This is a genomic window from Variovorax paradoxus (assembly GCF_000834655.1).
GTDB classification, from domain to species: Bacteria; Pseudomonadota; Gammaproteobacteria; order Burkholderiales; family Burkholderiaceae_C; genus Variovorax; species Variovorax paradoxus_F.
In genome coordinates this window covers 60,552-87,508 of record NZ_JXQQ01000026.1, presented here as the reverse complement: position 1 = coordinate 87,508, position 26,957 = coordinate 60,552, and the positions used below count along the sequence as shown (strand labels likewise).

The 26,957-nt window shown below is 65.9% G+C and carries 23 protein-coding genes; 3 read left to right on the top strand and 20 right to left on the bottom strand.

Features of this window, described 5'->3' with window-relative positions; translation table 11 throughout:
* Nucleotides 1–299 precede the first annotated feature (299 nt).
* The 16 genes from RT97_RS11960 to RT97_RS11880 form a co-directional block, all read right to left on the bottom strand.
* On the bottom strand, nucleotides 300–2,165 hold the full coding sequence (locus RT97_RS11960) for a hypothetical protein (protein WP_042579000.1): 1,866 nt from the start codon (nucleotides 2,163–2,165) through the stop codon (nucleotides 300–302).
* Entirely contained in the window at nucleotides 2,162–2,680 is a 519-nt protein-coding gene (locus tag RT97_RS11955; protein ID WP_042578999.1) for an ABC-three component system middle component 2, read from the bottom strand. The genes RT97_RS11960 and RT97_RS11955 overlap by 4 nt, the downstream gene beginning before the upstream one ends.
* Nucleotides 2,668–3,669: an ABC-three component system protein gene (locus RT97_RS11950; RefSeq protein WP_042578998.1), complete on the bottom strand. Its 1,002-nt coding sequence runs from the start codon at nucleotides 3,667–3,669 to the stop codon at nucleotides 2,668–2,670. Before RT97_RS11950 ends, RT97_RS11955 begins: the two co-directional genes overlap by 13 nt.
* Nucleotides 3,670–3,895: 226 nt before the next feature.
* A complete protein-coding gene (locus tag RT97_RS11945) occupies nucleotides 3,896–5,239 on the bottom strand; it encodes an RNA-directed DNA polymerase (RefSeq protein ID WP_172672194.1) in 1,344 nt (447 codons plus the stop codon).
* 1,360 nt (nucleotides 5,240–6,599) lie between these two features.
* The gene (locus RT97_RS11935) at nucleotides 6,600–7,571 is read right to left on the bottom strand and encodes an NAD(P)H-dependent flavin oxidoreductase (RefSeq protein ID WP_042578995.1); all 972 of its coding nucleotides are present in this window, start codon (nucleotides 7,569–7,571) and stop codon (nucleotides 6,600–6,602) included.
* A 4-nt stretch (nucleotides 7,572–7,575) separates the two neighbouring features.
* A complete protein-coding gene (locus RT97_RS11930; protein ID WP_042578994.1) occupies nucleotides 7,576–8,508 on the bottom strand; it encodes an electron transfer flavoprotein subunit alpha/FixB family protein in 933 nt (310 codons plus the stop codon).
* A gap of 76 nt (nucleotides 8,509–8,584) precedes the next feature.
* Nucleotides 8,585–9,334, bottom strand: a complete 750-nt coding sequence (locus RT97_RS11925) for an electron transfer flavoprotein subunit beta/FixA family protein (protein WP_042578993.1) — start codon at nucleotides 9,332–9,334, stop codon at nucleotides 8,585–8,587.
* A gap of 28 nt (nucleotides 9,335–9,362) precedes the next feature.
* A complete protein-coding gene (locus RT97_RS11920) occupies nucleotides 9,363–10,361 on the bottom strand; it encodes a Bug family tripartite tricarboxylate transporter substrate binding protein (protein WP_042578992.1) in 999 nt (332 codons plus the stop codon).
* A gap of 47 nt (nucleotides 10,362–10,408) precedes the next feature.
* Nucleotides 10,409–12,364 carry an acyl-CoA synthetase gene (locus RT97_RS11915; protein WP_253278213.1) on the bottom strand — a complete coding sequence of 652 codons (1,956 nt, stop codon included), beginning with the start codon at nucleotides 12,362–12,364 and terminating at the stop codon, nucleotides 10,409–10,411.
* Between the two features lie 42 nt (nucleotides 12,365–12,406).
* A complete protein-coding gene (locus RT97_RS11910) occupies nucleotides 12,407–13,417 on the bottom strand; it encodes a Bug family tripartite tricarboxylate transporter substrate binding protein (protein ID WP_042578991.1) in 1,011 nt (336 codons plus the stop codon).
* 50 nt (nucleotides 13,418–13,467) lie between these two features.
* Nucleotides 13,468–14,676, bottom strand: a complete 1,209-nt coding sequence (locus RT97_RS11905) for a CaiB/BaiF CoA transferase family protein (protein WP_042578990.1) — start codon at nucleotides 14,674–14,676, stop codon at nucleotides 13,468–13,470.
* Nucleotides 14,677–14,824: 148 nt separating this feature from the next.
* The gene (locus RT97_RS11900) at nucleotides 14,825–15,637 is read right to left on the bottom strand and encodes an oxepin-CoA hydrolase, alternative type (RefSeq protein ID WP_042578989.1); all 813 of its coding nucleotides are present in this window, start codon (nucleotides 15,635–15,637) and stop codon (nucleotides 14,825–14,827) included.
* Nucleotides 15,634–16,776 carry an acyl-CoA dehydrogenase family protein gene (locus RT97_RS11895; protein ID WP_042578988.1) on the bottom strand — a complete coding sequence of 381 codons (1,143 nt, stop codon included), beginning with the start codon at nucleotides 16,774–16,776 and terminating at the stop codon, nucleotides 15,634–15,636. The genes RT97_RS11900 and RT97_RS11895 overlap by 4 nt, the downstream gene beginning before the upstream one ends.
* An 11-nt stretch (nucleotides 16,777–16,787) precedes the next feature.
* Nucleotides 16,788–17,996, bottom strand: coding sequence for an acyl-CoA dehydrogenase family protein (locus tag RT97_RS11890; protein WP_042578987.1), 1,209 nt, complete (start codon nucleotides 17,994–17,996; stop codon nucleotides 16,788–16,790).
* A 10-nt stretch (nucleotides 17,997–18,006) separates the two neighbouring features.
* Nucleotides 18,007–19,197 (bottom strand): acetyl-CoA C-acyltransferase, encoded by a 1,191-nt coding sequence (locus tag RT97_RS11885; protein ID WP_042578986.1) that lies wholly within the window; start codon nucleotides 19,195–19,197, stop codon nucleotides 18,007–18,009.
* A 14-nt stretch (nucleotides 19,198–19,211) separates the two neighbouring features.
* Nucleotides 19,212–21,356 (bottom strand): 3-hydroxyacyl-CoA dehydrogenase NAD-binding domain-containing protein, encoded by a 2,145-nt coding sequence (locus tag RT97_RS11880; protein ID WP_042578985.1) that lies wholly within the window; start codon nucleotides 21,354–21,356, stop codon nucleotides 19,212–19,214.
* Between the two features lie 156 nt (nucleotides 21,357–21,512).
* Here RT97_RS11880 and RT97_RS11875 point away from each other — a divergent pair, with 156 nt between their 5' ends.
* Nucleotides 21,513–22,433, top strand: coding sequence for a LysR family transcriptional regulator (locus RT97_RS11875; RefSeq protein ID WP_042578984.1), 921 nt, complete (start codon nucleotides 21,513–21,515; stop codon nucleotides 22,431–22,433).
* On the opposite strand, the gene RT97_RS11870 is transcribed toward RT97_RS11875, so the two are convergent.
* From RT97_RS11870 to RT97_RS11860, 3 genes are read right to left on the bottom strand one after another with little or no spacing between them, the layout of a single operon-like run.
* Entirely contained in the window at nucleotides 22,418–22,654 is a 237-nt protein-coding gene (locus RT97_RS11870) for a hypothetical protein (protein ID WP_042579019.1), read from the bottom strand. The two genes, RT97_RS11875 and RT97_RS11870, sit on opposite strands and share 16 nt — an antisense overlap.
* 50 nt (nucleotides 22,655–22,704) lie before the next feature.
* Nucleotides 22,705–23,262: a YbhB/YbcL family Raf kinase inhibitor-like protein gene (locus RT97_RS11865; protein ID WP_042578983.1), complete on the bottom strand. Its 558-nt coding sequence runs from the start codon at nucleotides 23,260–23,262 to the stop codon at nucleotides 22,705–22,707.
* A 23-nt stretch (nucleotides 23,263–23,285) separates the two neighbouring features.
* On the bottom strand, nucleotides 23,286–23,639 hold the full coding sequence (locus RT97_RS11860; RefSeq protein ID WP_042579018.1) for a Rieske (2Fe-2S) protein: 354 nt from the start codon (nucleotides 23,637–23,639) through the stop codon (nucleotides 23,286–23,288).
* A gap of 124 nt (nucleotides 23,640–23,763) precedes the next feature.
* On the opposite strand from RT97_RS11860, the gene RT97_RS11855 reads away from it, so the two are divergent.
* The gene (locus RT97_RS11855; RefSeq protein ID WP_042578982.1) at nucleotides 23,764–25,026 is read left to right on the top strand and encodes a putative DNA modification/repair radical SAM protein; all 1,263 of its coding nucleotides are present in this window, start codon (nucleotides 23,764–23,766) and stop codon (nucleotides 25,024–25,026) included.
* 11 nt (nucleotides 25,027–25,037) lie between these two features.
* The gene (locus RT97_RS11850) at nucleotides 25,038–26,504 is read left to right on the top strand and encodes a UdgX family uracil-DNA binding protein (protein WP_042578981.1); all 1,467 of its coding nucleotides are present in this window, start codon (nucleotides 25,038–25,040) and stop codon (nucleotides 26,502–26,504) included.
* Here the strand turns inward: RT97_RS11850 and RT97_RS11845 are convergent, their stop codons facing one another.
* Nucleotides 26,505–26,888: a cupin domain-containing protein gene (locus RT97_RS11845; protein ID WP_042578980.1), complete on the bottom strand. Its 384-nt coding sequence runs from the start codon at nucleotides 26,886–26,888 to the stop codon at nucleotides 26,505–26,507.
* Nucleotides 26,889–26,957: the final 69 nt, after the last annotated feature.

Below are 26,957 nucleotides of genomic sequence, written 5' to 3'. Positions count from 1 at the left end.
AGCCGCCGATGCTAGAGGGTCGATGACCATTCATGTATCGGGGGTTTCCTTAGCTGGGGTCTTCCTTTCGGGGCTTGTGCGAAGAGGCGACCGGGTACTTCACACTCAAGCGATCCGAGCGCAGTGAGTTCTGGCGACGGTGGAGGGGCTGAAAGCGGTCATCGAGTTCATGCCAGCCGCCGTGGGCTCAAGTCAGCCAAACATGTGATGACGGGACCTTCGCTTCTGCGAACTGGATGGCCACTATGAGGTGCTCGAAGTGCAGTCACTTGGGTGCTGGCTTCGCTCGCGATCTTTCGTCAGGTCCGTCGAGCCAACAATCCAAACCGCCCTTCGCTGGGCTGGCCTGTGAGGACTTCAATGCGCGCTAGCGACCGGATAGTCTCTGGTGGGTCGGAGTTCTCTATAACGACAATCTGCACGTGCTCCTTAAGGCTGGCTAGGTGCCGGTAGAAATGCTCCGCAAGCGAACTGACCTTGAGGGCCTGCTCGTCCTGCGACAACTCTCCGTGTTTGGAGGTCAACGGCTCGCGATAGGTCAGAAGAGGCGTGTCTAGCACTAAGAAGCCGGGGTGCGGGAGCTTGTTGTCAATGCAATGCACGAACATTGCAACGTTGAAAGCTGCATGCAGCACGGCTCTCACTCCCTTGCCATTGGCTGAGCGCGGCTTGCCGCCGATAGTGATGTCGTTAGTAACAGCGTCGAATTGCACTTTCTCAGCGTCTGGAAACTTCCAGGCAGTCAACACGGCCTTTACCGTCTCACCAAAATCAAAAAGTGTGGTCGAGTCTGGGCCGACGGGCGGGGCCTCGCCCTCGCGTCGGGTGGGAGCGGCACCGATTTCCGCCCGGCGTGCGGCCAGCTTGGCGCGGTGGTCGAAGAGGTCGAGCACTTTTAGGACGCTGGTACGTGTCGTGTTGTAAGCCTCGTAGCTTTCCCGGAGGGACGCCTCCTGTGGACGAAGCGCCTCTATGCTGCGGTCCAGCGATTTGGCGCCATCCTCGAGCTGTTGCTGGGTCCTGCGCAATCCGATGGCCTCGGCCTCCAGCGAGGCGACTACGTGAGCCAGTTCGCGCTGCTCACGCTCGATCTTGCGCGCTTCGGCTGCAGCAGCGGTGTGTGCTACCGAGATCTCTTCCACCGCGTGGTTGTGGGTTTGCGCGCTAGGTGGCGCGCCGCAGACCGGGCAATCTCGGCCGGCCATCGCTGCCAGTACATAGCCTCCCTCCTCGATCGACTGTAGGCGCTCCAAGTCCGAGGTGTAGACCGCATGTAACTTGGCGAAGCGCTGTAGCGTGAGATCCAGCTCCCCGGCGTGCTCCTTTATCTCACGTGCCCGATCCAATGCGTTGCGCCGTTGAACTACAAAGCCATCGAGTTCGCTCTGTGCAGTCTGCAATCGGATCAATAGGTTGCCGGCGCTGGTGTCCAGGCGCTCCAGCTGGTCCTTGGTACCCCGCTCATCCGGAGGCTCCTTGCCAAGCTCGACATCCAACTGTGCCAATAGTTCGTCGACCAGTTCGATCTTCGCGGCTTTGGCGGCCTTGCGCTCCATCTCCTTAGGTATCGTCACGACCGCAGCATCGTCCTGACCCGTTAGGAGAAGCTTGAAGAGGTTGCGTTCGAAGGTGCGATCAGCAGGTGTGCCAGACAAGAAGACCGGGCTATCCTCGGACATGATGTCGTTCTCGGCGACGACGGCATACTTCGACAGTAAGCGGATGGACAGCGAGTCCTTCTTGCCGTTACCGTCACGCACCACCCATTTTTGGGCAAGGCCAATCACATCGAGCAATCGATGGGAGACGGTGTCTTTACGTTTACTGTCATGTGCCTGCCGCAGTACCTCGCCTTTGCTTAGTGGCGTCTGCTTGACAAGTCCTGGGTAAAGCTTGAGGTGGCCGCCTTGAGTCGCTCGATAGAGCGTGAAGTCGCCCTCATCTCCTAAAGTGATGCCTAGCCAAGCTGCGTCATAGGCTGGGATTTCATCGGTTTGAGGAAGGCTAGTGCTCGCACCCAGCATAAAGAGGATGGTCTTGGACGCAAATGACTTGCCAGTGTTAGACGCTCCGTAAATGATGTTCAAGCCATCGGCGAATTCGAGCGCGGCTGATTCGATGTCTGGACCAGTGAAAACCAAGTGGCGTAGTCGGATGCCGTTCATGGTTCGATCCTCGGGGCCTTCTCAATAATTTGAAAATCTGCGGTCCAGCGTCCGATGCGGGTCTCGATCAGCGCACGCATCTCGTCGGTCGTTAGGCCCGCGAACTGTTCGGCGATCCAGCGGGCTCGTTCCTTGAGAGCTAGCGAATACGGCGTCTGCAGCAGGTCTAGGTAGCTGGGAGCATCCTCACTGGACCCGAATGCGATGCCTTCTTCGGTTTCGTGTACGTCCACAAGATGCACCTGCTGCATGAGCCGCAGGCTCTTCTCCACCAACTGCCGACGTACCAGCAGTTCACCGGCGCGGTTCGGCAGGTCCGGATGTAGGCTCTGTGGCACGTCAAGGCCGTCCAGATCGCCGGTGTGCACTACGAGATGGTCCAGCCAAGTCATCTCTAGCAGATCGCAGTGACGCGGATGAAAGGCTTCCAGCACCACCAGGGCCCGGATCCCGGTCTCAAGTGTGCTGTTAAATGGATGGGAAGGCGCCGCAGCGTTACGTTCTAGCGATCCCATGGCAGTAGCCCCTCGTTGGCTAGCAAGTGGCATGTGCCCTGCTTGACAGGCGGGCTGGCATGCTTACCCAGAACGCCGGACGCCTGTAGCACCGCGGCCTGCTGCATAACTCGGCTGAGGCGAGCGTAGCGGTCCGCATGCGTGCCCTCGTGAACATCCACTACGCCAAGGTAGATCTCGTCCCTGAAGTTCTCCAAGTATTCCTTGGGCGTGGAGTCGCGGTAGAAGCGCTCAAAGGCGATGGAGTCGAAGAAACGCGTGCGCTGCTGGCGCAGATTTGGGCCAACCTCCGGGCAGGCTAGAGCTGCGACTGCGTCTGGGTAGATGCCTGGCCCCTTCTCACCGTAGACCTTGAGCAACTGGCCAATATAGGCCGATTCATTGGCCTGGATCGCATCGGGCACAGTGCCGCGAGGCCAAGGCCCAGGATCCTCGTCGAACCACTTGACCAGAGCAGGTTTGCAGGCTGGGTGCTTGGCTAGGCGCGTTGCGTCTAGCCAGTCGATCTTGGCGAAGTCAAAGGTCTTGATCTTGGCTGCGATGGCCGGCGTCAGCTTGATGAATTGGTTCTGAACTAAGTAAGGGGCGATCTCAGTGTCCCAGTCAGCAAGGAATGTCTGTCTGAACTTCTCGGGTTGCGCGATAAAGTCGCGCGCATTGCGAACCAAACCATACGGCGCGACGAAGTAGAAAGCCCTGGGTAGCGCGAACTCGCCGTTGGCGGCGTGCATGAAGATTTTTCCCAGTTCGACGAAGGCCGAACGCTCCGACAGCCTGGAGGTGAGTTGCTTGCACTGGAAGTTATCCCACTCGCCTTCGAGGCGACGGTCAGTCACGTAGCCGGTGACGTCGCGACCCATATCTCCCGTGCCTCGCCAGAGTTCATGGCCGTGGTATTCCTTAACACGCTGGACAATCCAGTCGTCAACGAATTCTTCAAGCTGCGACGCTGACAGCGAGCAGATCTGCGCGGCAAGGTTCAGTCGCAAGCTTGTCCCCTCGGATTAGATTTTTGTATGAGCCTATGTGCTAGCGACGAGAATGATACAGATCGTCATGATCTGCGATCCCTTGTATGAATGAATGTCTTCTATTTGGTCGCAGGCGTACGCACAGGCTCCAGTTTTCATAGTCGTCAATTGATGCGTCTCAGATGTGCGGTGCATTTCGGGCATATACCCACCTTCTTCGGGTTGAATCGCGGCCGAATGCGACCTATCCCTTGTCAGAGTTTCCAATGGACAACGCGGCCTCGGCAACCGCGGCATCCAAGATATCGCCCGCGTTCTGAACCCTTCTTAACCAGTAGTTCATTTCGTCCCGAGAGAGCGCTAAGCTTGACCATATGATGGCTCTTCGATCCCAAGGTGAGTTGTTCTGCCAAGTCTCCTTGCGCTCGCGAACCCAGTCTACTTGGCGCAGCTCCTTGGCAAGAAGTGCGCGCGACCTAAGGTTGAGATCTACCGGACTCCCATCAGTGAAGGTTTCGATCTGTTTATGCATGGAGGGCTGAAGGCGATGGAAGAGCAAGTCGATAGCCCAAGCTCTCGTGAATCGAAGATAGTCTTGTCCGCAGCTTGCAATGGCCGTTAGCAAACGTTCGGCAACGTCTGCCGCGTACTTGTCATTCGTCGTCGCCTTAAGATAAACGGCGACCTCTCTGAGGATCGGCAACAAGGTCGTGAAGTTCTCGAATACGAGTTCTCGAACTACGCCTGTCCTGAGGGACGTGGCGCGCCGAAGGAGGTATTTCGCCACGCCAATCTGCGGCTCTGCGCCGATCAGAGCCAACTCGAAAAGCTCTTGAATGTTTTCCCGAATGACGTCTTTGGTGTATTTTTCCAAATCCTCTCCAGGCTCTCCGTAGATGGCCGCCAGTTCTGCCAGCATCTCAAGACGTTGGTCTTTTGATGCAGATTCAAGTTGTTCGGGATCTACTAGTTCTTTGTCGATGAAATGTTCGACATCTAGCATCTTTGTCTTTGCCGATTGAAGAGCAAGGCGATGCGCGGTATAGAGGTACTCGGTCAGATCGTGAAGCGCCCGCCAAGCGGTTGGCTCGTCTTCACAAAAGATCCGGAAGTCATCCACGTATCGCGTGTGCGTGTACCCCTTCCGTATCAAGAACATATCAACGTCGTTCAGGCAAGCCTCTGAGAACACGATTGAGGCGGTCGGTCCAACCGGCAATCCGCGTGACTGGCCGCCTGTGAAATTCATCAGCAACTGCTCAACGTTGAGTGCACGTTGAGCAGAAAGACCCGCCTGCTCAAGGGCATTGCGCACACGGTGATGACCAACTTGATTGTAGAAGTCTGCGATGTCTGCGGTGATGACCCGCTTGTACTTACCAGAAGTCGCTAGCTCTTGGCCGCGACTGTGAAAATCATCCCACCCGTTGTTCTTATCAAAGAGATGTCCGTTTGCATTCTTCTGAAAGCGGTACGAACAGGCGACGCGCTGCTCCTTCGAGATCCGCGCAGCTTCGACGGCATCAGCACATTCGTATGCAAGCGCCGTATAGATGATCGTATCGATTGGATCGAGTTGAAGAGCCACTCGGAATCCGAATGTGTGCTTTGGCAGCAACATGCGAATGGCCGGTCGTACCTCATATGTACTTAGATCAATTGAGGATATCTTTTGCCTTAGGCCGTTCCAAGTGAGTCGAATCGCCTCGTACTCAAACGGAATGGGGAATAGGTCGGTATCTCCATGCTTTTCGACATGGGTCAATGCCCAATCAATTGAAGCTAGATCCAATCTATCTGGCGCAGGTGCAGGTGGCGGCATTGCGGTCCCTCTCTCCTATCGGATGCCGCGAATCGTATCTGAAGCAAGTAGCTTTCCCCGCTATGTAGGCTACGACGACGCATGCGCACGGTTGTGGATATCACCTCCGTCGAGGCCAAAGCTCCCTGTCATACGGGAAAGTAGAGGCCGCAAAGAAGGGGGAGCAGTCAATTGATGATGGATCGGCGACCGCCCGGAACCGCTGCAAAGCGAATGCTTGCACCGCCTAACGACGATCAGCACGGAAAACATAGCTGCCAATGGGGTCTACCTCTCGAACCTGAACCGAGCCGAATTCCCTCCATCACAAAGGCTTCAGCCGTCCCACTTCAAAGCACCTGTTCCCCAAGCAGGCCGCGAACCCGCAGCCCGCAGACCAGCCGCTAACCGCCAGCCTCAAGCGCTCCACGTCGCGCCATCTCACTCACCTGAAACAGCTCCCCAGCCTTGCGAGCAAGCTCAGCCGCAAGCCAAAGCAGGTTGTCCAGTTGTCGAGGCCCATCCCCGCTGCACCAGTCGATGTCTTCCCCATGGCAGACCCACAGGAGAGCTTCGAGTTGAGAGAGGGTGTTTTCGAGAAGATCCGCCGCGTCCTGGGCGTTGTCTTCGGAAGCTACCGGCGTGCGAGGCCGGGCTATAGTCTTGGTAGCCATTTTTGTGCGGTCCTTTAGAGGTAGTTGCACGAACTTGGTTAGACGGCTGGGGTGCTCTAACACCCTGGCCGTCGCCTTTTGATACCTCGCATCTGCATCGCTGCTTTCGCACCGACAACCTGCCGCGAGGCAAGCAGCCTTCAAACATCTCGGTGGTGGCTTGGTGTGTTGCGCCTTTCTTCCCCCCTTGTTGGGGTATCGAGTGACAGGGGCATTCACTCTAAAGAAGAACCCGGCAAGTCGCCGTGTCATGCAGCACGAAGTCTCGGCAACCGCCAACAAATGCAGCTTCTGCAATGCGCCGTAAGCGGACCTCATGGGCTCCATGCCGTGCCAGTCCACAGCGACTCCAAACGCTCACGCCGATGGGGTGCCTTGCGCAGCGAAATCAAGGAGGAGGCCGCAGGCCGGGGGACATTCGCGGAGCAAGGTACCCCGTCGGCGTGAGCGCCCCCGGACGCGAGCAGAAAGACTCAGTCCATCCAGGACCGCGCCCGGTCCAGGTGCTCCCGGCACTCGCGCACCATGCGCTCGATCAACTCCGCGCAGGTCGGCACGTCGTCGATCAGCCCGATGCACTGGCCAGCCGAGACCACGCCGTTCTGCACTTCGCCCGACTCCAGCGCCGCGCGGCCGCGCGCGCCGGCCACGAGTGGCCGCACTTCCTCGAACTCGCAGCCGCCCGGGCGGTTCTCCGTCGCCACCACCTCTTCGGAGATCGCGTTGCGGAACACCCGCGCGGTATTGCGCATGGTGCGGAACATCAGCTTGGTGTCGCGCTCGGTCGCATCGACCAGCGCCTGCTTGATGTTCGGATGGATCGGTGCTTCCTGCGTCACGCAGAAGCGCGTGCCCATGTTCACGCCCTCGGCGCCCAGCGCCAGCGCGGCGGCCATGCCGCGCCCGTCGGCGATGCCGCCCGAGGCAATGATCGGAATGCGGAGCTTGCGCGCCGCGATCGGCAGCAGCACGAGACCGGGCACATCGTCCTCGCCCGGATGACCCGCGCACTCGAAGCCGTCCACTGACACTGCATCGACGCCGTTGCGCTCCGCCGAGAGCGCATGCCGCACCGAGGTGCACTTGTGGACGATCTTCACGTCGTGGCGCTTCAACGCTTCGATGAAATCCTTCGGGCTGTTGCCCGCGGTCTCGACGATCTTGATGCCGCTGTCGATGATGGCCTGCACGTACTCCGCATACGGTGGCGGCTTCACCGCCGGCAGGATCGTGAGGTTCACGCCGAAGGGCTTGTCGGTCAACGTGCGGGTGCGCGCGATCTCGCTGCGCAGGTCGTCGGGCGTGGGCTGCGTGAGCGCCGTCACGATGCCCAGTCCGCCGGCGTTCGACACGGCCGCGGCGAGCTCAGCGCGGCCCACCCACTGCATGCCGCCCTGGATGATCGGGTAGCGAATGCCGAGCAGTTCGGTGATGCGGGTCTTCATCGGCTCACAGTGCCTTGACGAGTTCCGGCACGGCCACGAACAGGTCGGCCACGAGGCCGTAGTCGGCCACCGAGAAGATCGGCGCCTCTTCGTCCTTGTTGATCGCCACGATCACCTTGGAGTCCTTCATGCCGGCCAGATGCTGGATCGCACCCGAGATGCCCGCTGCGATGTACAGCTGCGGCGCGACGATCTTGCCGGTCTGGCCCACCTGCCAGTCGTTCGGGGCGTAGCCCGCGTCCACCGCGGCGCGGCTGGCGCCCAGGCCCGCGTTGAGCTTGTCGGCTAGCGGGGCCATCACCTCGGTGAACTTCTCGGCGCTGCCGAGGGCTCGGCCGCCCGAGACGATGATCTTGGCGGCGGTCAGCTCGGGGCGTTCGCTCTTGGTGACTTCACGGCCCACGAAGCTGCTCTTGCCGCTGTCTGCGATGCCTTCAGCTGTTTCGACCGTTGCGCTACCGCCCGTTGCTGCTGCGGCGTCGAAGCCGGTCGTGCGCACGGTGATCACCTTGGTGGCGTCGCTGCTCTGCACGGTGGCAATCGCGTTGCCGGCGTAGATCGGACGCTCGAAGGTGTCCGGGCTGTCCACCTTGGTGATGTCGCTGATCTGCGCCACGTCCAGCTTGGCGGCCACGCGCGGTGCGACGTTCTTGCCGTTGGCGGTCGAGGGGAACAGGATGTGGCTGTAGTTGCTGGCGATGGCCAGCACTTGGGCGGCCACGTTCTCGGCGAGGTTCTCGGCCAGGCCCGGGCTGTCGGCCACGATGACCTTGGACACGCCGGCGATCTGCGCGGCGGCCTTGCCGGCCTCGGCTGCATTGGCACCGGCCACGAGCACGTGGACGTCGCCACCGCAGGCCAATGCGGCGGTCACGGTGTTGAGGGTCGCGGGCTTGACGGTCGCGTGGTCGTGTTCGGCAATAACAAGTGCGGTCATTTTTTGTTCCAAAAAATCTTGATCGGTTGGGGACAGAGCTTGCGGCTGCGCCGCGGCGGTCTGTCCCACAACAACTTCAAATCACCTTCGCTTCGTTCTTCAGTTTGTCCACCAGCGTCGCCACGTCAGGCACCTTGATGCCGGCACCGCGCTTGGGCGGCTCGCTGACCTTCAGGGTCTTCAGGCGGGGCTTGACGTCCACGCCCAGGTCTTCGGGCTTGAAGGTGTCCAGCTGCTTCTTCTTGGCCTTCATGATGTTGGGCAGCGTCACGTAGCGCGGCTCGTTCAGGCGCAGGTCGGTCGTGATGACGGCCGGCAGCGTGAGGGAGATGGTCTCCAGGCCGCCGTCCACTTCGCGGGTCACCGTGGCCTTGTCGCCAGCAACTTCGACCTTGGAGGCGAAGGTGGCCTGGGGCAGGTCGGCCAGCGCAGCCAGCATCTGGCCCGTTTGATTCGCGTCATCGTCGATGGCTTGCTTGCCGAGGATGATGAGCTGGGGCTGTTCCTTGTCGACCAGCGCCTTCAGGAGCTTGGCGACAGCCAGGGGCTGCAGCTCTTCGGTCGTCTCGACCAGGATGCCGCGGTCGGCGCCGATGGCCATCGCGGTGCGCAGGGTTTCCTGGCACTTGGCATCGCCGCAGGAGACAGCGATCACTTCCGTGACCACGCCCTTTTCCTTCAGGCGAACCGCTTCTTCGACAGCGATCTCGTCGAAGGGGTTCATGCTCATCTTGACGTTGGCAATGTCCACCCCGGTGCCGTCGCTCTTGACGCGCACCTTCACGTTGTAATCGACGACCCGTTTGACAGGTACAAGAATCTTCATGGTTGGTCCTTCACAAATCAGATGAGGTTCACTCGAGCTTCGCGCCCGATTGCTTGATGAGCCGCTCCCACACCGGGCGTTCCTGCTTCCAGGCGGCGGCGAAGAGTTCGGGCGAGCTGTCCTTCAGCTCGAAGCCCATGGCCGCCACGCGCTCGCGCACGTCGGGCTGCTGCGTGGCCTTGCGCACTTCCTCGGCGATGCGGTCCACGATGGGCTTGGGCGTCTTCGCAGGCACCGCGAAGGCGAGCCAGCCAGTCACGCGGTAGGCCTCGTCCTTCAGGCCCTGCTCGGCCATCGTCGGCACGGTGGGCAGCGCGGCCATGCGGCGTTCGCCGCTCACGCCGATGGCCCGCACCTTGCCCGCATCGATGTGCGGCTTGGCCACGAGCGCGCTCGCATAGGCCATCTGGATCTGTCCGCCGATCAGGTCCTGCATCATCGGCGCCTCGCCCTTGTAGGCGACGTGGTTCATGTCGGCCTGCTGCGTGAGGCTCATGTGGGCGCCGGCCAGGTGGGGGTAGGCGCCCACGCCGTAGGAGCCGTAGGCGATCTTGCCCTTGTTCGCGGCAACGTGCTTGAGCAGTTCGGGCGCGGTCTTGGCCGGTACGCTCGGATGCACCACCAGCACCAGCGGGCCCATCGCCACCTGGTAGACCAGCGTGAGGTCGCGCTGCGTGTCGTAGGGCAGCTTCTCGTAGAGGAATTCGTTGGTCAGCAGCGCGTTGCTCAGCGAGAAGACGACGGTGTAGCCATCGGGCGCCGACTTGGCGACCGCATCGGTGCCGATGATGCCGGCCGCGCCCGGCTTGTTGTCGATGACGACGGGCTGGCCGAAGCCCGCCGACATCTTCTGGCCCAGCACGCGCGCGAGCACGTCGGTGGCGCCGCCGGCCTGGAAGGGAACGACCATGCGGATCGGCTTGTTCGGATAGGGCGCTTGTGCATGCGCGGGCGCCAGCGCGAAGAGCGCGGCGGTCGATGCGGCAGCGCACAGCAGGGCGCGGCGATGGAATGGTGGATGGGCCATTGGTCTTGTGTCTCCCTTGCGGTTTCAGAAAATCTCGAAGCGGCAAATCACTTCAGCGCGATGCGCGTCTTGAAGGGCAGCGGCGCCAGCGCCTTCTGCAGCCGCTCCTGCAGCGTCGCGGCCAGTGCGCTCGCCGCGGGGGCGTCGATCTGCACGTGCACGAGGCTTTCGCCTTCCGTGGTCACCGCGGGCTTTGCGGCATCGCTCGCGCCGAGTTCGGCGCACACCTCGGCGACGGTCGCGGCCACCACCTGCCGCGCCGCCATCGCGCGCAGCTCGGGCTTGTAGATCTTGCCGACGTTGGTCATCGGCATCGCGCCGATCACCGACACCCACTTGGGCTTGGCGGGTGCCTCGTCCACGCGTTCGGCGGTGAAGGCAAGCAGTTCTTCCTCGGTGGCCGAGGCGCCGGGCACCAGCGTCGCGAAGATCACCGGCAACTCGCCCGCGTAGGCATCGGGCGCGCCGACCGCCGCGCACAGCTGCACCGCAGGGTGCGCGCCGAGCGCGTCTTCGATCGTCTTCGGATCGATGTTGTGGCCGCTGCGGATGATCAGGTCCTTCGACCGTCCCGTGAGATTGAGCCGCTCCTCGCTGTCCATCCAGCCGAGGTCGCCGGTCGCGAGCCAGCCATCGGCGGTGAAGGCCTTGGCGTTGTCCGCCGGATCGACGAAGCCCGAGAACACGTTGGGCGACTTGAATAGCACCATGCCCTGCTCGCCGGGCGTGACATCGCGATCGCTTGCGTTGCCGTGGTCGTCGAGCGCGACGATGCGGATCTGCGAATACGGCAGGCGAAAGCCGACGCAGCCCGCGGGCCCGTTCACACCCGGCGGCGTGATGGTCGAGATGCCGGCCATCTCCGTCATGCCCAGGCTCTCGTGCACATGCAGGCCGAACAGGCGCTCGAAGCGTGCAGCCAGCTCGGGCGCGAGCACGGCGGCGCCGGTGCGGCAGTAGGTGATCGAGGAAATGTCCGCGCCGTCCAGCGGCACGTTGGCCAGTGCCGCCAGCACCGTCGGCACGGCCGAGAGCGAAGTCGGCCGGTACTTCGCGACCAGCTTCCAGTAGTTGGCCAGCACCTCCTTGTTGCGCAGCAGCGAGGGCGTCGGAATGATCACCTCCACGCCCGCCGACAGCGACGAGAGCGAGGCCGGCAGCACGCCCGCCACATGAAAGAGCGGATAGCCGTTGATCGAGATGCCCTGCTCGTTCATGCCCGCCAGCTGCACGCTGGCCCAGGCGGTGAACACCTGCGCGCCGTGGCTGTGCCGCGCGAGCTTGGGGGCACCCGTGGTGCCGCCGGTGTGGAAGTAGGCGGCGATGTCGGTGGGCGCGATGTCGCGGCCGCTCACGAGGCGGTCGCTCGGTTGCGCGGCGCGCAGCACGTCGAACTCGGCCACGCCTTCGGGCAACGCGCCCGCAGCGCCCGGCGCTTCGTCGTGCGGCGCCACGCGCAGCACTGTCGTGAGCGTGGGCACCTGGCCGCGCAGGCGCATCGCCTTGGACCACATGCCCGATTCGGCATCCGAGCCGTAGGCGATCAGCACCTTGGCGCGCGCCGCGGTCATCAGCGCGACGAGCTTCTCGTCGGTGAGCAATGGGTTGAGCGGCTGCACGATGCCGGCCGCCTCGCCGCCCCAGAGCGCCAGGTGGTATTCGAGGCAGCCGGGCAGCAGCACCGCGACCGCGTCCTGCGGTCCCACGCCCAGCGTGTGCAGCAGGTTCGCGGTCTGGTGGATGCCTGCGAGCAGCTCCGCATACGACCAGCGGATCGGTTCGTCGGCCGGATTGCCGGAGCGCAGGAAAGTAAGCGCGGTCTTGTCGCCGAAGGCAGCACCGGAATTGCGGAACAGCTCGTAGGTGCTGCGCACCGTGAGCGCTTCTTCGAGCGGCGTTTCTTCCAGCCGCCGGATGTCGGCCAGGCCTCGCACCGGGAACAGGGGGCGGAACGGCGCACCGGCCGTTTCCATGTTGTTGTGCTTGTCGTTGCCTGTTGTCATGTTGTCTCCTTGAGGTCGTCTTGCCGGCTTCGGACTGCGGTTTTACTGGTTCGTGATCTTGTTGTCGCGAATGACCTTGCCCCAGCGCTCGAAGTCTTGGCGCATGCGCACGCCGGTCTGCTCGGGTGTGCGGTAGGCCGCGAAGGAGCCGACGCTCTCGAGCTTTTCCTGCACCTGCTTGTCGGCCAGCGCGGTCTTCAGTTCGGCGCTCATGCGGTCGATCACGTTCTTGGGCGTGCCGGCCGGCGCCAGCAGGCCGCCCCACGAGGTCGCGTCGAAGCCGGGAAAGCCTTGTTCGGCCACCGTCTTCACGTCGGGCAGGAGGCTCACGCGCTGGCCCGAGCCCACGGCGATGGCGCGCAGCTTCTCGGCGCGGATGTGCGGCAGCACGCCCACGAGGTCCGAGAACATCGCGGGCACCTGGCCGCCGATCAGGTCGGTCACGGCCGGCGCGCTGCCGCGGTAGGGCACGTGCTGCATGTCGAACTTGCCGATGGTCTTGAGCTGCTCGGTCGTCAGGTGGCCGAAGCTGCCGGCACCGGCCGTCGTGTAGTTGAGCTTGCCGCCTTCGGCCTTGGCCTTGGCGATCAGGCCCTGCAGGTTGGTCACGTCGGGCAGCGACTTCGGGTTCACCACCAGCACGATCGGCAGGTCGTACACCGAGCCCACGGGCGTGAAGTTCTTGAAGATGTCGTAGCTGGTCGGGCCGTAGAGGTGCGAGGCCAGGAGCGTCGGCGTGGCCAGCATCACGAAGGTGTAGCCGTCGGGTGCGGCGCGTGCCGCGGCGGCCGCGCCCACGGTGCCCGAGGCGCCGCTGCGGTTGTCGATGACGATGTTCTGCTTGAGTGCGACCGACATCTTCTGCGCCACGATGCGCGAGGCCACGTCGGTCGGGCCGCCGGGCGGGAAGGGCACGATCAGCGTGATCGGCTTGGCGGGCCAGTCCTGCGCGAAGGCAGCGCCGGCAACGAGGGGAAGGGCCAGGGCGACGAGTGCACGGCGAAGAGGATTGCGAAGGGAACGGGGAGCGGAGCGGGAAACGAGGGAGGCCATGGACTTCAGTTGCTACTTCTTCAAGGGTCAGGAATGCACAGGCGTCTTCTTCAGACGACGCCGCTTGTTTTCAGCGCGGCCAGCTTGTCGTCCGACAGGCCGAGCAGGGACCGGAGCACGTCGTGCGTGCCTTCGCCCAGGGTGGGCGGCGCGCTGCGCACCGGCAGGCGCTCGCCGTCGAAACGGTAGGGCGGCGCGAGCACGTTGACCGTGCCCGCCACCGGGTGCGGCTGGGTGGTCACGAGGCCCGCATCGGTCGCGCGCTTCGATTGCAGCGCTTCGAGCAGGCCCAGCACCTCGCCGCACGGAATGCCCGAGGCGGTGAGCCTGGCGAGCAGGTCGGTGCGCTGGCGCTTCGCGAGTTCGGCGTGCAGTTCGGGCAGCAGCACCGCGCGGTTGGCCGAGCGCAGGATGTTGGTCTTGAAGCGCTCGTCGGCCGCGAGATCGGGCCGCTCGATCACGTCGGTGCAGAAGCGCGCGAACTGCGCGTTGTTGCCCACGGTGATGACCAGCGGGCCGTCGGCCGCGTCGAACACGCCGTAGGGCACGATCGACGGATGCGAGTTGCCGTAGCGCGGCGGGTCTTCGCCCATCAGGAGCGCTTCGAGGCCGTAGTAGGCGGTGATCATCAGGCCGCAGTCGAAGAGCGCCATCTCCACGTGCCGGCCCTTGCCGGTCTTCTCGCGCTGGTAGAGCGCGGCGAGCACGGCCTGCGCCGAATACATGCCGGTGAAGAGGTCCACCGCGGCAACGCCGAACTTCAGCGGCGGCTGGTTGGCTTCGCCGTTCAGCGCCATCAGGCCCGCCTCGCCCTGCACCACGAGGTCGTAGCCGGGGCGCGCGGCCTCGGGGCCGGTGCGGTCGTAGCCCGAGATCGAGCAGTAGATGAGGCCGGGGTGCTCCTTGCTCAACTGCTCGTAGCCCAGGCCCAGCTTGTCGATGCCGCCGAACTTGAAGTTCTGGATCACCACGTCGCACTGCTTCGCGAGATCGCGCGCGATCTGTTGGCCCTCGGGCGTCTGCAGGTCCAGCGTCACCGAGCGCTTGTTGCGGTTCACGCTGTTGAAGTAGGCGGTCTCGGTCTTGCCGACACGCAGGCCCCAGTCGCGCGTGTCGTCGCCGCGGCCGGGGTGCTCCACCTTGATCACCTCGGCGCCCATGTCGGCCAGCACCATGCCGCACCAGGGGCCCGCGAGGATGCGGGACAGATCGAGGACGCGCACGCCGGCGAGCGGCAGCGAGGAAATGGGCGAAGGCATGGTGGCTCCAGGAAGACGTGACACCGGATGGGGTCCAGCAAATGATCCAGAACCGTTCACGCTGAGCGTGTCGAGGCGCTGCGCGAGGCTTCGACAGGCTCAGCCCGAACGGTTCGGGGTTCGAGTTCGGCGAGGGGGAGGCAGGTCGTCAGGACGCGTCCTGCTTCGTGTGGCGCAGCGCGACGAAGTCCGCCTTGCGCTTGCCGAGGAACGCGCCGATGCCTTCGGCCGCTTCGGCGTCGGCCTGCGACTCGACCATGTAGATGGCCTCCGCGTCGAGTTGTTCCTCCAGCGTGGCGCGGTGCGCCTGGCGGCACAGCGTCTTGATGCGTGCGCTCGCACGTTGCGGGCCGTCGGCCACCTTGGCCGCGAGCGCAACCGCTTCGGCCAGCGCCGCGCCCTTGTCGGTCAGGCGGTTGACCGCGCCCAGCGCATGCAGGCGCTCGGCCGGCATGCGGTCGCCGGTGAGGCACATCTCGGTGAGCACCTGGCGCGAGACGAATTCCGCGAGGAAGGCGGTCGCGCCGCCGTCCGGCGTGAGTCCGACCTTGACGTAGGCCACGGTGTAGAACGCATCGCGCGCCGACACCAGCATGTCGCAGGCCAGCGCCATCGACAGGCCGGCACCCGCAGCGCCGCCTTCGACGGCTGCGATCACGGGCTTGCCGCAATCGCGGATCGCGCGAATCAGGTCGTGCAGGCCTTCGAGTTTTTCGCGGCGCTCCGAGGCGGGCAGCTCGCGGCGCTTGGCCAGCAGGTTGAGGTCGCCGCCCGAGCAGAAGAAATCGCCCGCGCCGGTGAAGACGATGGCGCCCACTTCGGGGTCGTTCTGCGCGTCGGTGAGCGCGGCTGCGAGTTCGGCATACAGCGTCGGCGTGATCGCGTTGCGCGCGCCGGGGTTGCTGTTGGTCAGGATGCGGACGGCGCCCTGCTGCGAGATCAGAACCGTCTTGTCCGTCATGCGGTCACCTCCTTGCCGAGCGCGATGTAGCGCTGCAGGTGATGGTCTTCGTCGCCGAGCTGGTGGTCGATCATCACGAGCCGCTTCGCGTAGTGGGGCAGCGGCAGCTCCCACGTCATGCCGATGCCGCCGTGCATCTGGATGCTTTCTTCCGCCACCAGCGCGCCGATGCGGCCAATGCTGAACTTGGCGGCCGACAGCGCGCGCTCGCGCGCCACGCGGTCCGTGCCGTCGATGGCGGCTGCCGCGTTGATGACCGCCGAGCGCGCCTGTTCGATCTCGAGCAGCAGGTCGGCCATGCGGTGCTGCAGCGCCTGGAAGCTGCCGATCAGGATGCCGAACTGCTTGCGCGTGCGCAGGTACTCCAGCGTCGCGGTCTTGGCGGCTTCCATGGCGCCCACGGCTTCGGCGCAGAGTGCGAGCACGCCGCGGCCGATGGCGCGTTCCAGCGTCGCGGCGCCCTCGCCCTCGGTGCCGAGCAATGCGTCGGCGCCGAGCTTCACGCCGTCGAATGCGAGTTCGGCGACGCGGCCGCCGTCGATGGCGGGACAGCCGCGCACCGTGAGGCCCGCAGTCTTCGCGGGCACGAGGAACAGCGAGATGCCGGTTTCGTCGTCCGCGTTGCCCGAGGTGCGCGCAGAGACCAGGAACAGGTCGGCCTGTTCGCCCTGCGGCACCGCGGACTTGGCACCGTGCAGCACCCAGCCGTCGCCGCTGCGCTCGGCGCGGGTCGCCACGCGTGTGCGTTCGTAATGCGTGTCGGCTTCGTCGTGCGCGAAGGCCGCGACGGTCACGCCATTGATGATCTCGCCGAGCTGTTCCTTCTGTGCGTCGTTGCCGGCGGCGCTGAGCGCCTCGCCGAACATCACCGCGCCGAGCAGCGGCTCGACCACGAGGCCGCGGCCCAGTGCTTCGAAGACCACGGCGATGTCGAAGCCGCCGCCGCCGAAGCCGCCATCGGCCTCGCCGAACAGCGCGCCGATCACGCCGAGCTCGGCGAACTGCTGGAAGATTTCCTTGCTGAACCCGTGCGCGGACTTCGCGATGCGGTCGCGCGCATCGAAGGCGTACTGCTCCGCGATGAAGCGGTTCAGGCTGTCGGCGAGCATGCGCCGGTCTTCGGTGTGTTCGAAGTTCATTGCATGTCTCCTTACAGGCCCAGGATCATCTTGCTGATGATGTTCTTCTGGATTTCATTGGAGCCGCCGAAGATCGACAGCTTGCGGTTGTTGAAGTAGCGCGCGGCGGCTGCCTTCGCGTAGGCGGGGCCGAAGGTCTCGCCGTCGAAGCCGTCGTGCAGCGCTTCCTCGATGAAGGGCCGTCCGTACACGCCCATCGCGCGGCGGGCCAGCGAAGAAATCTCTTGCCGGATCTCCGTGCCGCGAATCTTCAGCATCGAGCTCTCCGCACCCGGCACGCCGCCGCCGGCCACTGCCGCAATCACGCGCAGGTTGGTCGTCTTCATGTTCTCCAGGTCGATTTCCACGCGCGCGAGGCGCGCGGCGAACGACGGGTCTTCGGCGAGCGGCTTGCCGTTCTTCACCTGCTTGGCCGCAATGCCCTTGAGCTGTTCGAGCGCAGCCACCGAGAAGCCCACGCCCGCGATGTTGGTGCGCTCGTAGGTCAGCAGGTACTTGGCGCAGGTCCAGCCCTTGTTCTCTTCGCCCACGAGGTTTTCGGCGGGTACGCGCACGTCGGAGAAGAACACTTCGTTGACTTCATGCTCGCCGTCGAGCGTGATGATCGGGCGCACTTCCACGCCGGGCGAGGTCATGTCGATCAGAAGGAAGCTGATGCCTTCCTGCTTCTTCGCCTCGCGGTTGGTGCGCACCAGGCAGAAGATCATGTTGGCGTGCTGGCCCAGCGTGGTCCAGGTCTTCTGGCCGTTCACGATGTAGTGGTCTCCCTGCGCATCGATGCCGCGCACGGCCGAGGTCTTCACCGCCGCGAGGTCGGAGCCCGCGCCCGGTTCCGAATAGCCTTGGCACCACCAATCGGAGCCGTCCAGGATGCGCGGCAGCCAGCGCTGCTTTTGCGCCTCGTTGCCGTACTTGATGAGCACCGGCCCCAGCATGTTCACGCCGAAGGGCACGATGCGCGGCGCAAACGCCAGCGCGCATTCGTGTTCGAAGATGAACTTCTCCACCGCCGTCCAGCCCGGTCCGCCGTACTGCTCGGGCCAGTGGTTGGCCAGCCAGCCGCGCGCATTCAGGATGGCGTGCCATTCCTGCATGTCGGCCTTGCTGAGGATCTTGCCGCCGCTGACCTTCGCCGAGAGGCGCGCGGGCAGCTTGTCGGCCAGGAAGGCGCGCACTTCCGCGCGGAAGGCTTCTTCTTCGGGGGTGAAGTTCAGGTCCATCGCTGGCTCCTCAATAGATTTCGAACAGGCCTGCCGCGCCCATGCCGCCGGCGATGCACATCGTGACCACCGCGTACTTCGCGCCGCGGCGCTTGCCTTCGATCAGCACATGGCCCGTCAGGCGCGCGCCGGTCATGCCGAAGGGGTGGCCGATGGAGATTGCGCCGCCGTTCACGTTGAGCAGCTCCGACGGAATGCCCAGCTTGTCCTGGCAGTAGATCGACTGCGAGGCGAAGGCTTCGTTGAGTTCCCACAGGCCGATGTCCTCGACCTTCAGGCCGTGGCGCGCGAGCAGCTTAGGCACCGCGAACACCGGGCCGATGCCCATCTCGTCGGGCTCGCAGCCGGCCAGTGCCAAGCCGCGGAAGGCGCCCAGGGGCTTGATGTTGGCGCGCTCTGCGTCCTTGGCTTCCATCAGCACGCAGGCCGAGGCGCCGTCGGAAAGCTGCGAGGCATTGCCGGCGGTGATGAACTTGTCCTCGCCCATCACCGGCTTGAGCTTGGCGAGCGCTTCGTAGGTGGTGCCGCGGCGGTTGCAGTTGTCTTCGGTGGCGGTGACTTCGCGGTGAGTGACTTCCTTGGTCTCCTTGTCGGTCACGGCCATCGTGGTGGTGCAGGCGACGATCTCGTCCTTGTAGCGACCGGCCAGTTGCGCCTCTTCGGTCTTGCGCTGGCTCTCGGCGGAGAAGCGGTCCTGCGCCTCGCGGCTGATGCCGTAGCGCTTGGCGACGATGTCGGCCGTGTCGATCATCGCCATGTAGAGATCGGGCTTGTGCTCGACGATCCACGGGTCCAGGCTGAGGTCGCCGCCATCGCCGGGGCTGCGGCCACGGATCTGCGAGATGCTTTCGACGCCGCCGGCGATCATGGCCGGCGCGCCGTCCACCACGATGCGGCCCGCGGCCATCGCGATCGCCTGCAGGCCCGAGGCGCAGAAGCGGTTCACCGTGGTGCCGGCGATGCTGATCGGCAGGCCCGAGCGGATGATGGCCTGGCGCGCGATGTTGCGGCCCGTGGTGCCCTCGGGGTAGCCGCAGCCGAGGATCGCGTCCTCGATCAGTGCCGGGTCCAGCCCCGAGCGTTCGACGGCGGCCTTGACTGCGAAAGACGCCAGCGTGGCGCCGGGGGTGATGTTGAATTCGCCGCGGTGCGCCTTGGTGAGCGGGGTGCGGGCGGTGGAAACGATGACGGCTTCACGCATGGGGTTGCTCCTGTTTATTCAGATTGGTTCAAGCTCGAAAAATCGGCACCGCGTTCGACCAGCTCCACGAGCAGCGGCGACGGCTTCCAGAAGATCGGGTCTTCCTTGGCGAACTCGCGGATGTCGGCCAGCACCTTCGGCAGGCCCACGGTGTCCGCGTACTTCATCGGGCCGCCGCGGTGGCGCGGGAAGCCGTAGCCGTAGAGGAAGGTCACGTCCACGTCGAGCGGGCGCAGCGCGATGCGCTGGAGCACGACGTTGGCGCCTTCGTTGACCATCGCGGCCATGTAGCGGCGGATGATTTCCTCGTTCGTGAAGCTGCGCCGCACGATGCCCGCGCGCTCGCGCTCGGCGTCGATGATGGCCAGCACCGCCGGGTCGGGCGAGCCGGTGCGCGCGCCTTCGGGATACAGGTAGTAGCCGCGCTGCGTCTTCTGGCCGAACCAGCCGCGCTCGCAGATGCGGTCGGCGATCTGCACGTAGCGCGCCTCCGGGTCGCGCGTGGCGGCCTTGCGCTTGCGCGTGGCCCAGCCGATGTCGCCGCCTGCGAGGTCCGACACCTGGAACGGGCCCATCGGGTAGCCGAACTCGCGCACGGCCTCGTCGATCTGGTAGGGAGAGGCGCCGTCTTCCATCATGTGGTCGGCGGCCTGGCGGTACACCGCGAGGATGCGGTTGCCGATGAAGCCGTCGCACACGCCGGCGCGCACCGGCACCTTCTTCAGTTTCTTCGCGAGCCCGAAGCCGGTGGCCACCACGTCGGCGCTCACCTTGGCGGGCACCACGATCTCCAGCAGCTTCATGATGTTGGCCGGCGAGAAGAAGTGCAGGCCCACCACGTCCTGCGGGCGCGAGATGCTCGCGGCGATTTCGTCGATGTCCAGGTACGAGGTGTTGGTTGCGAGCACGGCGCCGCTCTTGCACACGCGGTCGAGTTCGGCGAACACGGCCTTCTTCACGCCCATCTCTTCGAACACCGCCTCGACCACGATGTCGACGCCGGCCAGCGCGTCATACGACGTGGAGCCGCTGAAGCGCGCCATCACCGCGGCCTTGGCCTCGGGCGTCATGCGGCCCTTGGCGATGAGGCCGTCGTACACCTTCTCGACATGCTGGCGGCCGCGCGCGAGGCTGGGCTCGTCGCGCTCGATCATGGTCACGGGCAGGCCCGCGTCGAGCATTGCCACCGCGATGCCCGCGCCCATGGTGCCGCCGCCGACGATGCCGGCGGATTCGAGCTTGCGCGGGCTGGCCGAGCGCGTTTCGGGCGCCTTGAGCACTTCGCGCTCGGCGAAGAAGGCGTGGATGAGGCCCGCGCGCTGCGGGCTGTCGATGCATTGCATGAAGAGCTTGCGCTCCAGCGCCATGCCTTCGTCGAAGGGCAGCGTGAGCGCTCCCTCGACGGCTTCGATGATCTTCATCGGCGAGAAGAGGCCGCGGCTCTTCTTGGCGGTGTCGGCGCGCGCGGCATCGAGGGCGGCCCGGCTGGCTTCCTTGTCGGCGAGGCCTGTGGCTTCGCGCGTGCGGCGCACCGGGGCGTTGGCAGCGATGAGTTCCTGCGCGTAGGCGAGGCCTTCGGCGCGCGCGTCGGCGTCGGTGGCGAGGCGGTCGACGAGGCCGAGCGACAGCGCCTCCTTCGCGCCCGCATGGCGGCCGCTGAGCATCAGTTCGAGCGCGGGCTTCACGCCGATGAGGCGCGGCGCGCGCTGCGTGCCGCCCGAGCCGGGCAGAAGGCCCAGCGCCACTTCGGGCAGGCCCAGCTTGGCCGTGGGCGAGGCGATGCGGTAGTGCGCAGACAGCGCCACTTCGAGCCCGCCGCCGAGCGCGGCGCCATGGATGGCGGCGACCACCGGCTTCGAGCAGTTCTCGATCGCGAGGCACGCCTCGGGCAGCGACGGCGCCTGCGGCGGCTTGCCGAATTCGCGGATGTCCGCACCCGCGATGAAGTTCCGGCCCGCACCGACGATCAGCACCGCCTTCGCACCGCTGTCGGCCTCGGCCGCGGCGATGGCGGCCACGAGGCCGCGGCGCACATCCACGCCCAGTGCGTTGACGGGCGGGTTGTCGATGGTCACCACGAACACGTCGCCGTGAACGTGGGACGGCTCGAAGGTGACGGGACCGGAAGACGTGGAGGGGCTCGGAGTGGTGGTGGCCATGTGCTTGTCTCTCGCGTTGGCGGGCCCTCGATGCGGATGCAAGGCGAGGGGCCCGAGGCTCTGGGGGTGAACCCCGCATTCTTCGCCCGCACCGGCGCTTTGACAATTGCATAGACGGTTGACAGACTGTCAAAGGATTTTTGACACAATCGCCGGATGGACCTCCAATCGCTCACCCTGCTGGTGGAAATCCTTGACGCCGGCAACCTGAGCGCCGCCGCCCGCCGGCTCAAGATGAGCCGCGCCAACGTCAGCTACCACCTGAACCAGCTGGAGCGCTCGGTCGGCGCGCAGCTGGTGCGGCGCACCACCCGGCGCGCCGAGCCGACCGAAATCGGCCTGCGCCTGTACCAGCACGGCGTGGCCATCCAGACCGAGCTGCTGGCCGCGCGCGAATCGGTCACCACGCTGGGCGAGGGCCTGCAGGGGCGCGTGCGGCTGAGCGTGCCCAGCGGCTACGGGCAGCTCGTGATGGCCGACTGGCTCATCGACTTCAAGCGGCAGTACCCCGGCATCGTGCTGGACGTGGTGTTCGAGAACCGCATCGAAGACCTGCTGCGCGACGAAGTCGACATCGCGGTGCGCGTGATTCCCGAGCCGCCGCAGAACCTGGTGGCGCGCGACCTGGGGCCGGTGCGCTACGTGGCATGCGCCTCGCGCGCCTATGCCGAAAAACATCCGCTGCCCGTGCAGCTGGACGAACTGCAGGGCGCGCCGGTGGTCACGGCCGCCGTCATCGGCCGCCAGCTGCGCGTGTCGGCCTACCAGGGGGAAACGAGGCGCGAGGTCATCCTGGAGCCGACGCTGATCTCTGAAAACTTCCTGTTCCTGCGCCAGGCGATCCTCGCGGGCCTGGGCATCGGCCTCGTGCCCGACTACGTGGTGCAGGAAGACGTGCGCAGGGGCGAGGTGCTGACCACGCTGGACGACTGGCGCCTGTCCATCTTCGGCACGCAGATGTTCATGCTCTACATGCCGAACCGCCAGCACACGCGCGCGATCCGCACCTTCATCGACTTCATCCTGGAGCGGGTGCGGGCGACCGGTGCCCCGCCGGCCGGTCAGTCGCAGCGGTAGGTGACTTCGCCTTGCGGCGCCACGCGCGCCGCCTTCGGATCGAGGTAGCGCAGCGGCGCCCCGAAGTTGCGGCAGTAGGCCTCGGCGTCCTGCGCGGTGGGCGACTTGAAGACGCCGTCGCCCAGGAAGCTCACGCGCGGCGCGGGCCGCGAGGAGGCGGCGCAGCCGGCGATGACGAGCGTGGCGGAAAGAAGAGCGAGGAGTGCGGGAAAGCGGCGCATCGGTGGATGCGCATCGCTGCGCATGTGTGACGTGAAAGGAGCCTTCGACTTTAGCGGCTGTACAGCCCGACCACGCTCTGCCCGCCGAGAGCGTGGCCCTTGAGTGCCGCGAGCAGCGCATCGCGCGTGAGCCCGGCCGGCAGCGCCCCCGGCGCGAGATCGGTAGCCACCACGGTCAGCACGTAGTGGTGCGGGTGGTCGCCCACCGGCGGGCACATGCCGCGGTAGGCCGTGGCGCCCGCCACGTTGGTGCCCACGGTGAAGCCGCCCGTCTCGTTCGCCTTGAGCTGGCCGCGCTCGGCCGGGATGTTGTAGGCCACCCAGTGCGAGACGCCCAGTCCCAGCGCGCCGTCCGGGTCCGACATCAGCACCGCGACCGACTTCGCCTTGGCGGGCAGCTGCGTCCAGGCCACCGGCATCGAGACGTTCTTGCCGCCGCAGTCGCCCACGCCGGCGTATTCGGCCGGGATGACGGTGTTGTCTGCAAAGGCGGTCGAGGTGACCTTCATGCCGGTCGGGGCCTTGCCGCCGGTGGCGGGTGCCATGGCGCCGCAGCCGGCGAGCAGGGCGGCTGTGAGGGCGAAGGTCGGGATCGAAAGGGTGCGCATGTGCTTTCCAGGGGTGGTGGTTGTCATTCGGTGAGCCAGACGTTGCCCTCGGCATCCTCGCGCAGCGTCACGGGGGTGAGGCGCGCGCCGCGGCAGGGGCCGCCGACGCACTTGCCGGTGTCCGGCTCGAAGATCGCGCCATGCCGCGCGCACATGAGGAAGCGGCCCGAGCTTTCGAGGACCTGGCCTTCGAAATCGAGCGGGCCGCCCGCGTGCGGGCATTGGTTGAGGTAGCCGTGGACGCCGCCGTGCCACCGGACGGCGAAGGCTGGCGTGCCGTCGGGCATCGCGAACGTGGCGGCCAGGCCGCCGTCGGCAAGGTCCGGGGAAATCAGGCGCGGGGTTGTTGCGGTGTCGCTGGGGGCGGGAGACGTCATCTGCGGCGGAGCGTAGCCCAGGCGGCAGGCACCGCGCAATGCAACCCGGCCAGCTTGCGCCTTCTTCTGACACAGGTATTCGAAAACTGTATATTCATACAGCATTTCCCAGCCCAGGACGCCCGTGGACCTCCAGCGCAAACTCGCCATCCTTGCGGACGCCGCCAAGTACGACGCCTCGTGCGCGTCCAGCGGCTCGCAGCCGCGCGACTCGCTCGGCGGGCGCGGCATCGGCTCGACCGAGGGCGCCGGCATCTGCCACAGCTATGCGCCCGACGGCCGCTGCATCTCTCTTCTCAAGGTGCTGCTCACCAACCATTGCCAGTACGACTGCCTTTACTGCGTCAACCGCGCGTCGAGCAACGTGCCGCGCGCGCGGTTCCGCGTCGAGGAAGTGGTGCAGCTCACGCTCGATTTCTACCGCCGCAACTGCATCGAGGGCCTCTTTCTCTCCAGCGGGATCATCAAGTCGCCCGACCACACGATGGAGCAGGTGGTCGAGGTGGCGCGCCAGCTGCGCGAAGACCACGACTTCCGCGGCTACATCCACCTGAAGACCATTCCCGACGCGAGCGACGAGCTCATCGCGCGCGCCGGCCGCTACGCCGACCGGCTCAGCATCAACGTCGAGATGCCCACGACCGAAGGCCTGCAGGCGCTCGCGCCCGAGAAGGACGAAAGCGCGATCCGCCGCTCGATGGCGCGGCTGCGCCTTCGCATCGACGACACGCGCGAGGAGGCGCGCCGCGTGGTGCCGATCCGCGCGCTGCCCGGCGCAGCGCCCGTCGCCGCCAAGCCGCCGCCGTTCGCGCCCGCGGGCCAGAGCACGCAGATGATCGTGGGCGCCGACGCCACCGACGACCGGCGCATCCTCGCCTCCAGCGCCACGCTCTACGGCGCCTACAAGTTGAAGCGCGTCTATTACTCGGCCTTCAGCCCCATCCCCGATGCGGCGCGCGCGCTGCCGCTGGTCGCGCCGCCACTGATGCGCGAGCACCGGCTCTACCAGGCGGACTGGCTCATGCGCTACTACGGCTTCGAGCACCAGGAGATCGTGGCCGCGCCCGACGGCCTGCTGCGGCTCGATGTCGATCCCAAGCTGGCCTGGGCGCTCGCGCATGCCGAGCGCTTTCCGGTCGACCTGAACCATGCGCCGCGCGAGATGCTGCTGCGCGTGCCGGGGCTGGGCGTGAAGGCGGTCGAGCGGCTTCTGCAGGCGCGGCGCGTGCGCCGGGTGCGCGCGGACGACCTGCGGCGCCTGCACGTGCCGGCGCGCAAGGTGCTGCCGTTCGTGGTGGCCGATGGGCACCGGCCCGCGGCAGGTGCCATGGCTTCGGCGGCACCTGCCGCGCAGCCGCCGCGAGCGGCGCAGGCTTCGTTGTTCTGAGCGCGGCGGCCATGCACATCCAGCTCGATGACCCGGTCGATCTCGATGCGTTCCGCGGGCATGCGCGGCAATTGCTGGCGGCGGGTGTTTCGCCGGACCGCGTTGCATGGTGCGGAGACCGGGCGGGCGAGGGCGCCGGCGATCTCTTCGGTGCGTCGGATGGCGCCGCGCCGCCTGCCGCGGCGGTTGCCGGCGCCCGGCATGCGGTGCCCGCCTCGTTCATCGCGCTGTGCGGCGACGTGATCCTGCACCGCGACCCGCAGCGCTTCGCGCTCCTGTACCGCCTGCTCTGGCGCCTCGCGCACGAGCCCGCGCTGCGGCACGACCCGCTGGACGCGGACATGATGCAGGCCCAGCTGATGGCCAAGGCCGTGCACCGCGACATCCACAAGATGCGCGCGTTCGTGCGCTTCACGCGGGTCATGGGCGACGACGGGCTCGAGCGGCACGTCGCGTGGTTCGAGCCCGACCACCACATCGTGGAGGCCAACGCGCCCTTCTTCGCGCGCCGCTTCGCGCAGATGCGCTGGGCCATCCTCACGCCCGAGCGCTGCGTCGAATGGGACGGCCAGGCCCTGGCTTTCGGCGAGGGCGCCGACCGCCGCGAGAAGCCGCCGCCGGATGCGGGCGAAGCGCTCTGGCTCACCTACTACGAACACATCTTCAACCCGGCGCGCTTGAAGGTCGCGATGATGCGGCGCGAGATGCCGCGCCGCTACTGGCACAACCTGCCGGAGGCCGCGCTGATCCAGCCGCTCACGGACGCGGCCGAAGCGCGCAGCCAGTCGATGATCGACGCGCCGCCCACGCCGGCACGGCGCATCCGCGCGCCCATCGCGCTGCATGTGCGGCCGGCCGATGGCGTGGCGCCCGCCGATTTGGCCGAACTGCGCGCCGCCGCGCACGCCTGCCGCGATTGCCCGATCGGCGCGCTCGCCACGCAGGCCGTCTGCGGCGAAGGGCCGCTGGCGGCGCAGCACATGCTCGTCGGCGAGCAGCCCGGCGACCAGGAGGACCTGGCCGGCCGCCCCTTCGTCGGCCCGGCCGGCCAACTGCTCGACCGCGCGATGGCGCAACTGGGCTGGGCGCGCGACACCGTGTACCTCGCCAATGCCGTGAAGCACTTCAAGTACGAACTGCGCGGCAAGCGGCGCATCCACAAGACTGCGGCGCAGCGCGAGGCCGACGCCTGCGCGCACTGGCTCGACAGCGAGATATCGCTCGTGAAGCCGCAGGGTCTGGTGGCGCTCGGCGCGACGGCGGCGCGCGCGCTGCTGGGCCGGCCGGTGGCGGTGCAGGCCGAGCGCGGGGCGTGGCTGCATGAGCGCCGCGACGGCAGGCCCGTGTTCGTGACGCTGCATCCTTCCGCCCTGCTGCGGCTGGCGGACAACGAGCGCGCCGAGGCCTACGCCCGCTGGCTGGACGACCTCGAACGCGCGCGGCGCTTCGAGGTCGGGCCTGCCGCGGTGGCCGGCTGATCAGGCCACGGGACGCAGCTGGTCCGCGAGCGAGCGCGTCTTTTCGGTGACCGTGGTGCCGGTGTGAAGCGTGGTCTTGCGCTCGATGAGCATCAGGTGGCATTCCTCGTCGGCGACCGGGTTGTGCCGCACGCCCTTGGGCACGACGAACATCTGGCCCTCGCCGAGCTCGACCGCGCCGGCTTCCATCTCGATGCGCAGGTGCCCCTTGAGCACGAGGAAGAGTTCGTCTTCCTCCTCATGGCTGTGCCATGCCAGCTCGCCGTGGACCTTGGCGACCTTGATGTAGGCGTCGTCGACTTCGGCGACGACGCGCGGCGACCAGAATTCGGTGAGCGAGGCGGCAACTTCCTTGGGAGTGGTGACCTGTGTGTTGTTCGACATGGGGCTTGTGGCTTCTGTACGGGACGGGGGCGTCAGACTAACCCAAGCTGCACGACCTCGCATTGCCAC

Bases quoted from the DNA above. Each gene is read 5' to 3' on its own strand.
- RT97_RS11925 (WP_042578993.1), bottom strand. From the start codon at position 9,334: ATGAAGATTCTTGTACCTGTCAAACGGGTCGTCGATTACAACGTGAAG.
- RT97_RS11920 (WP_042578992.1), bottom strand. From the start codon at position 10,361: ATGGCCCATCCACCATTCCATCGCCGCGCCCTGCTGTGCGCTGCCGCA.
- RT97_RS11860 (WP_042579018.1), bottom strand. From the start codon at position 23,639: ATGACGTCTCCCGCCCCCAGCGACACCGCAACAACCCCGCGCCTGATT.
- RT97_RS11865 (WP_042578983.1), bottom strand. From the start codon at position 23,262: ATGCGCACCCTTTCGATCCCGACCTTCGCCCTCACAGCCGCCCTGCTC.
- RT97_RS11910 (WP_042578991.1), bottom strand. From the start codon at position 13,417: ATGGCCTCCCTCGTTTCCCGCTCCGCTCCCCGTTCCCTTCGCAATCCT.
- RT97_RS11850 (WP_042578981.1), top strand. From the start codon at position 25,038: ATGCACATCCAGCTCGATGACCCGGTCGATCTCGATGCGTTCCGCGGG.
- RT97_RS11845 (WP_042578980.1), bottom strand. From the start codon at position 26,888: ATGTCGAACAACACACAGGTCACCACTCCCAAGGAAGTTGCCGCCTCG.
- RT97_RS11885 (WP_042578986.1), bottom strand. From the start codon at position 19,197: ATGCGTGAAGCCGTCATCGTTTCCACCGCCCGCACCCCGCTCACCAAG.
- RT97_RS11870 (WP_042579019.1), bottom strand. From the start codon at position 22,654: ATGCGCCGCTTTCCCGCACTCCTCGCTCTTCTTTCCGCCACGCTCGTC.
- RT97_RS11880 (WP_042578985.1), bottom strand. From the start codon at position 21,356: ATGGCCACCACCACTCCGAGCCCCTCCACGTCTTCCGGTCCCGTCACC.
- RT97_RS11935 (WP_042578995.1), bottom strand. From the start codon at position 7,571: ATGAAGACCCGCATCACCGAACTGCTCGGCATTCGCTACCCGATCATC.
- RT97_RS11915 (WP_253278213.1), bottom strand. From the start codon at position 12,364: ATGACAACAGGCAACGACAAGCACAACAACATGGAAACGGCCGGTGCG.
- RT97_RS11905 (WP_042578990.1), bottom strand. From the start codon at position 14,676: ATGCCTTCGCCCATTTCCTCGCTGCCGCTCGCCGGCGTGCGCGTCCTC.
- RT97_RS11955 (WP_042578999.1), bottom strand. From the start codon at position 2,680: ATGGGATCGCTAGAACGTAACGCTGCGGCGCCTTCCCATCCATTTAAC.
- RT97_RS11895 (WP_042578988.1), bottom strand. From the start codon at position 16,776: ATGAACTTCGAACACACCGAAGACCGGCGCATGCTCGCCGACAGCCTG.
- RT97_RS11930 (WP_042578994.1), bottom strand. From the start codon at position 8,508: ATGACCGCACTTGTTATTGCCGAACACGACCACGCGACCGTCAAGCCC.
- RT97_RS11890 (WP_042578987.1), bottom strand. From the start codon at position 17,996: ATGGACCTGAACTTCACCCCCGAAGAAGAAGCCTTCCGCGCGGAAGTG.
- RT97_RS11875 (WP_042578984.1), top strand. From the start codon at position 21,513: ATGGACCTCCAATCGCTCACCCTGCTGGTGGAAATCCTTGACGCCGGC.
- RT97_RS11900 (WP_042578989.1), bottom strand. From the start codon at position 15,637: ATGACGGACAAGACGGTTCTGATCTCGCAGCAGGGCGCCGTCCGCATC.
- RT97_RS11960 (WP_042579000.1), bottom strand. From the start codon at position 2,165: ATGAACGGCATCCGACTACGCCACTTGGTTTTCACTGGTCCAGACATC.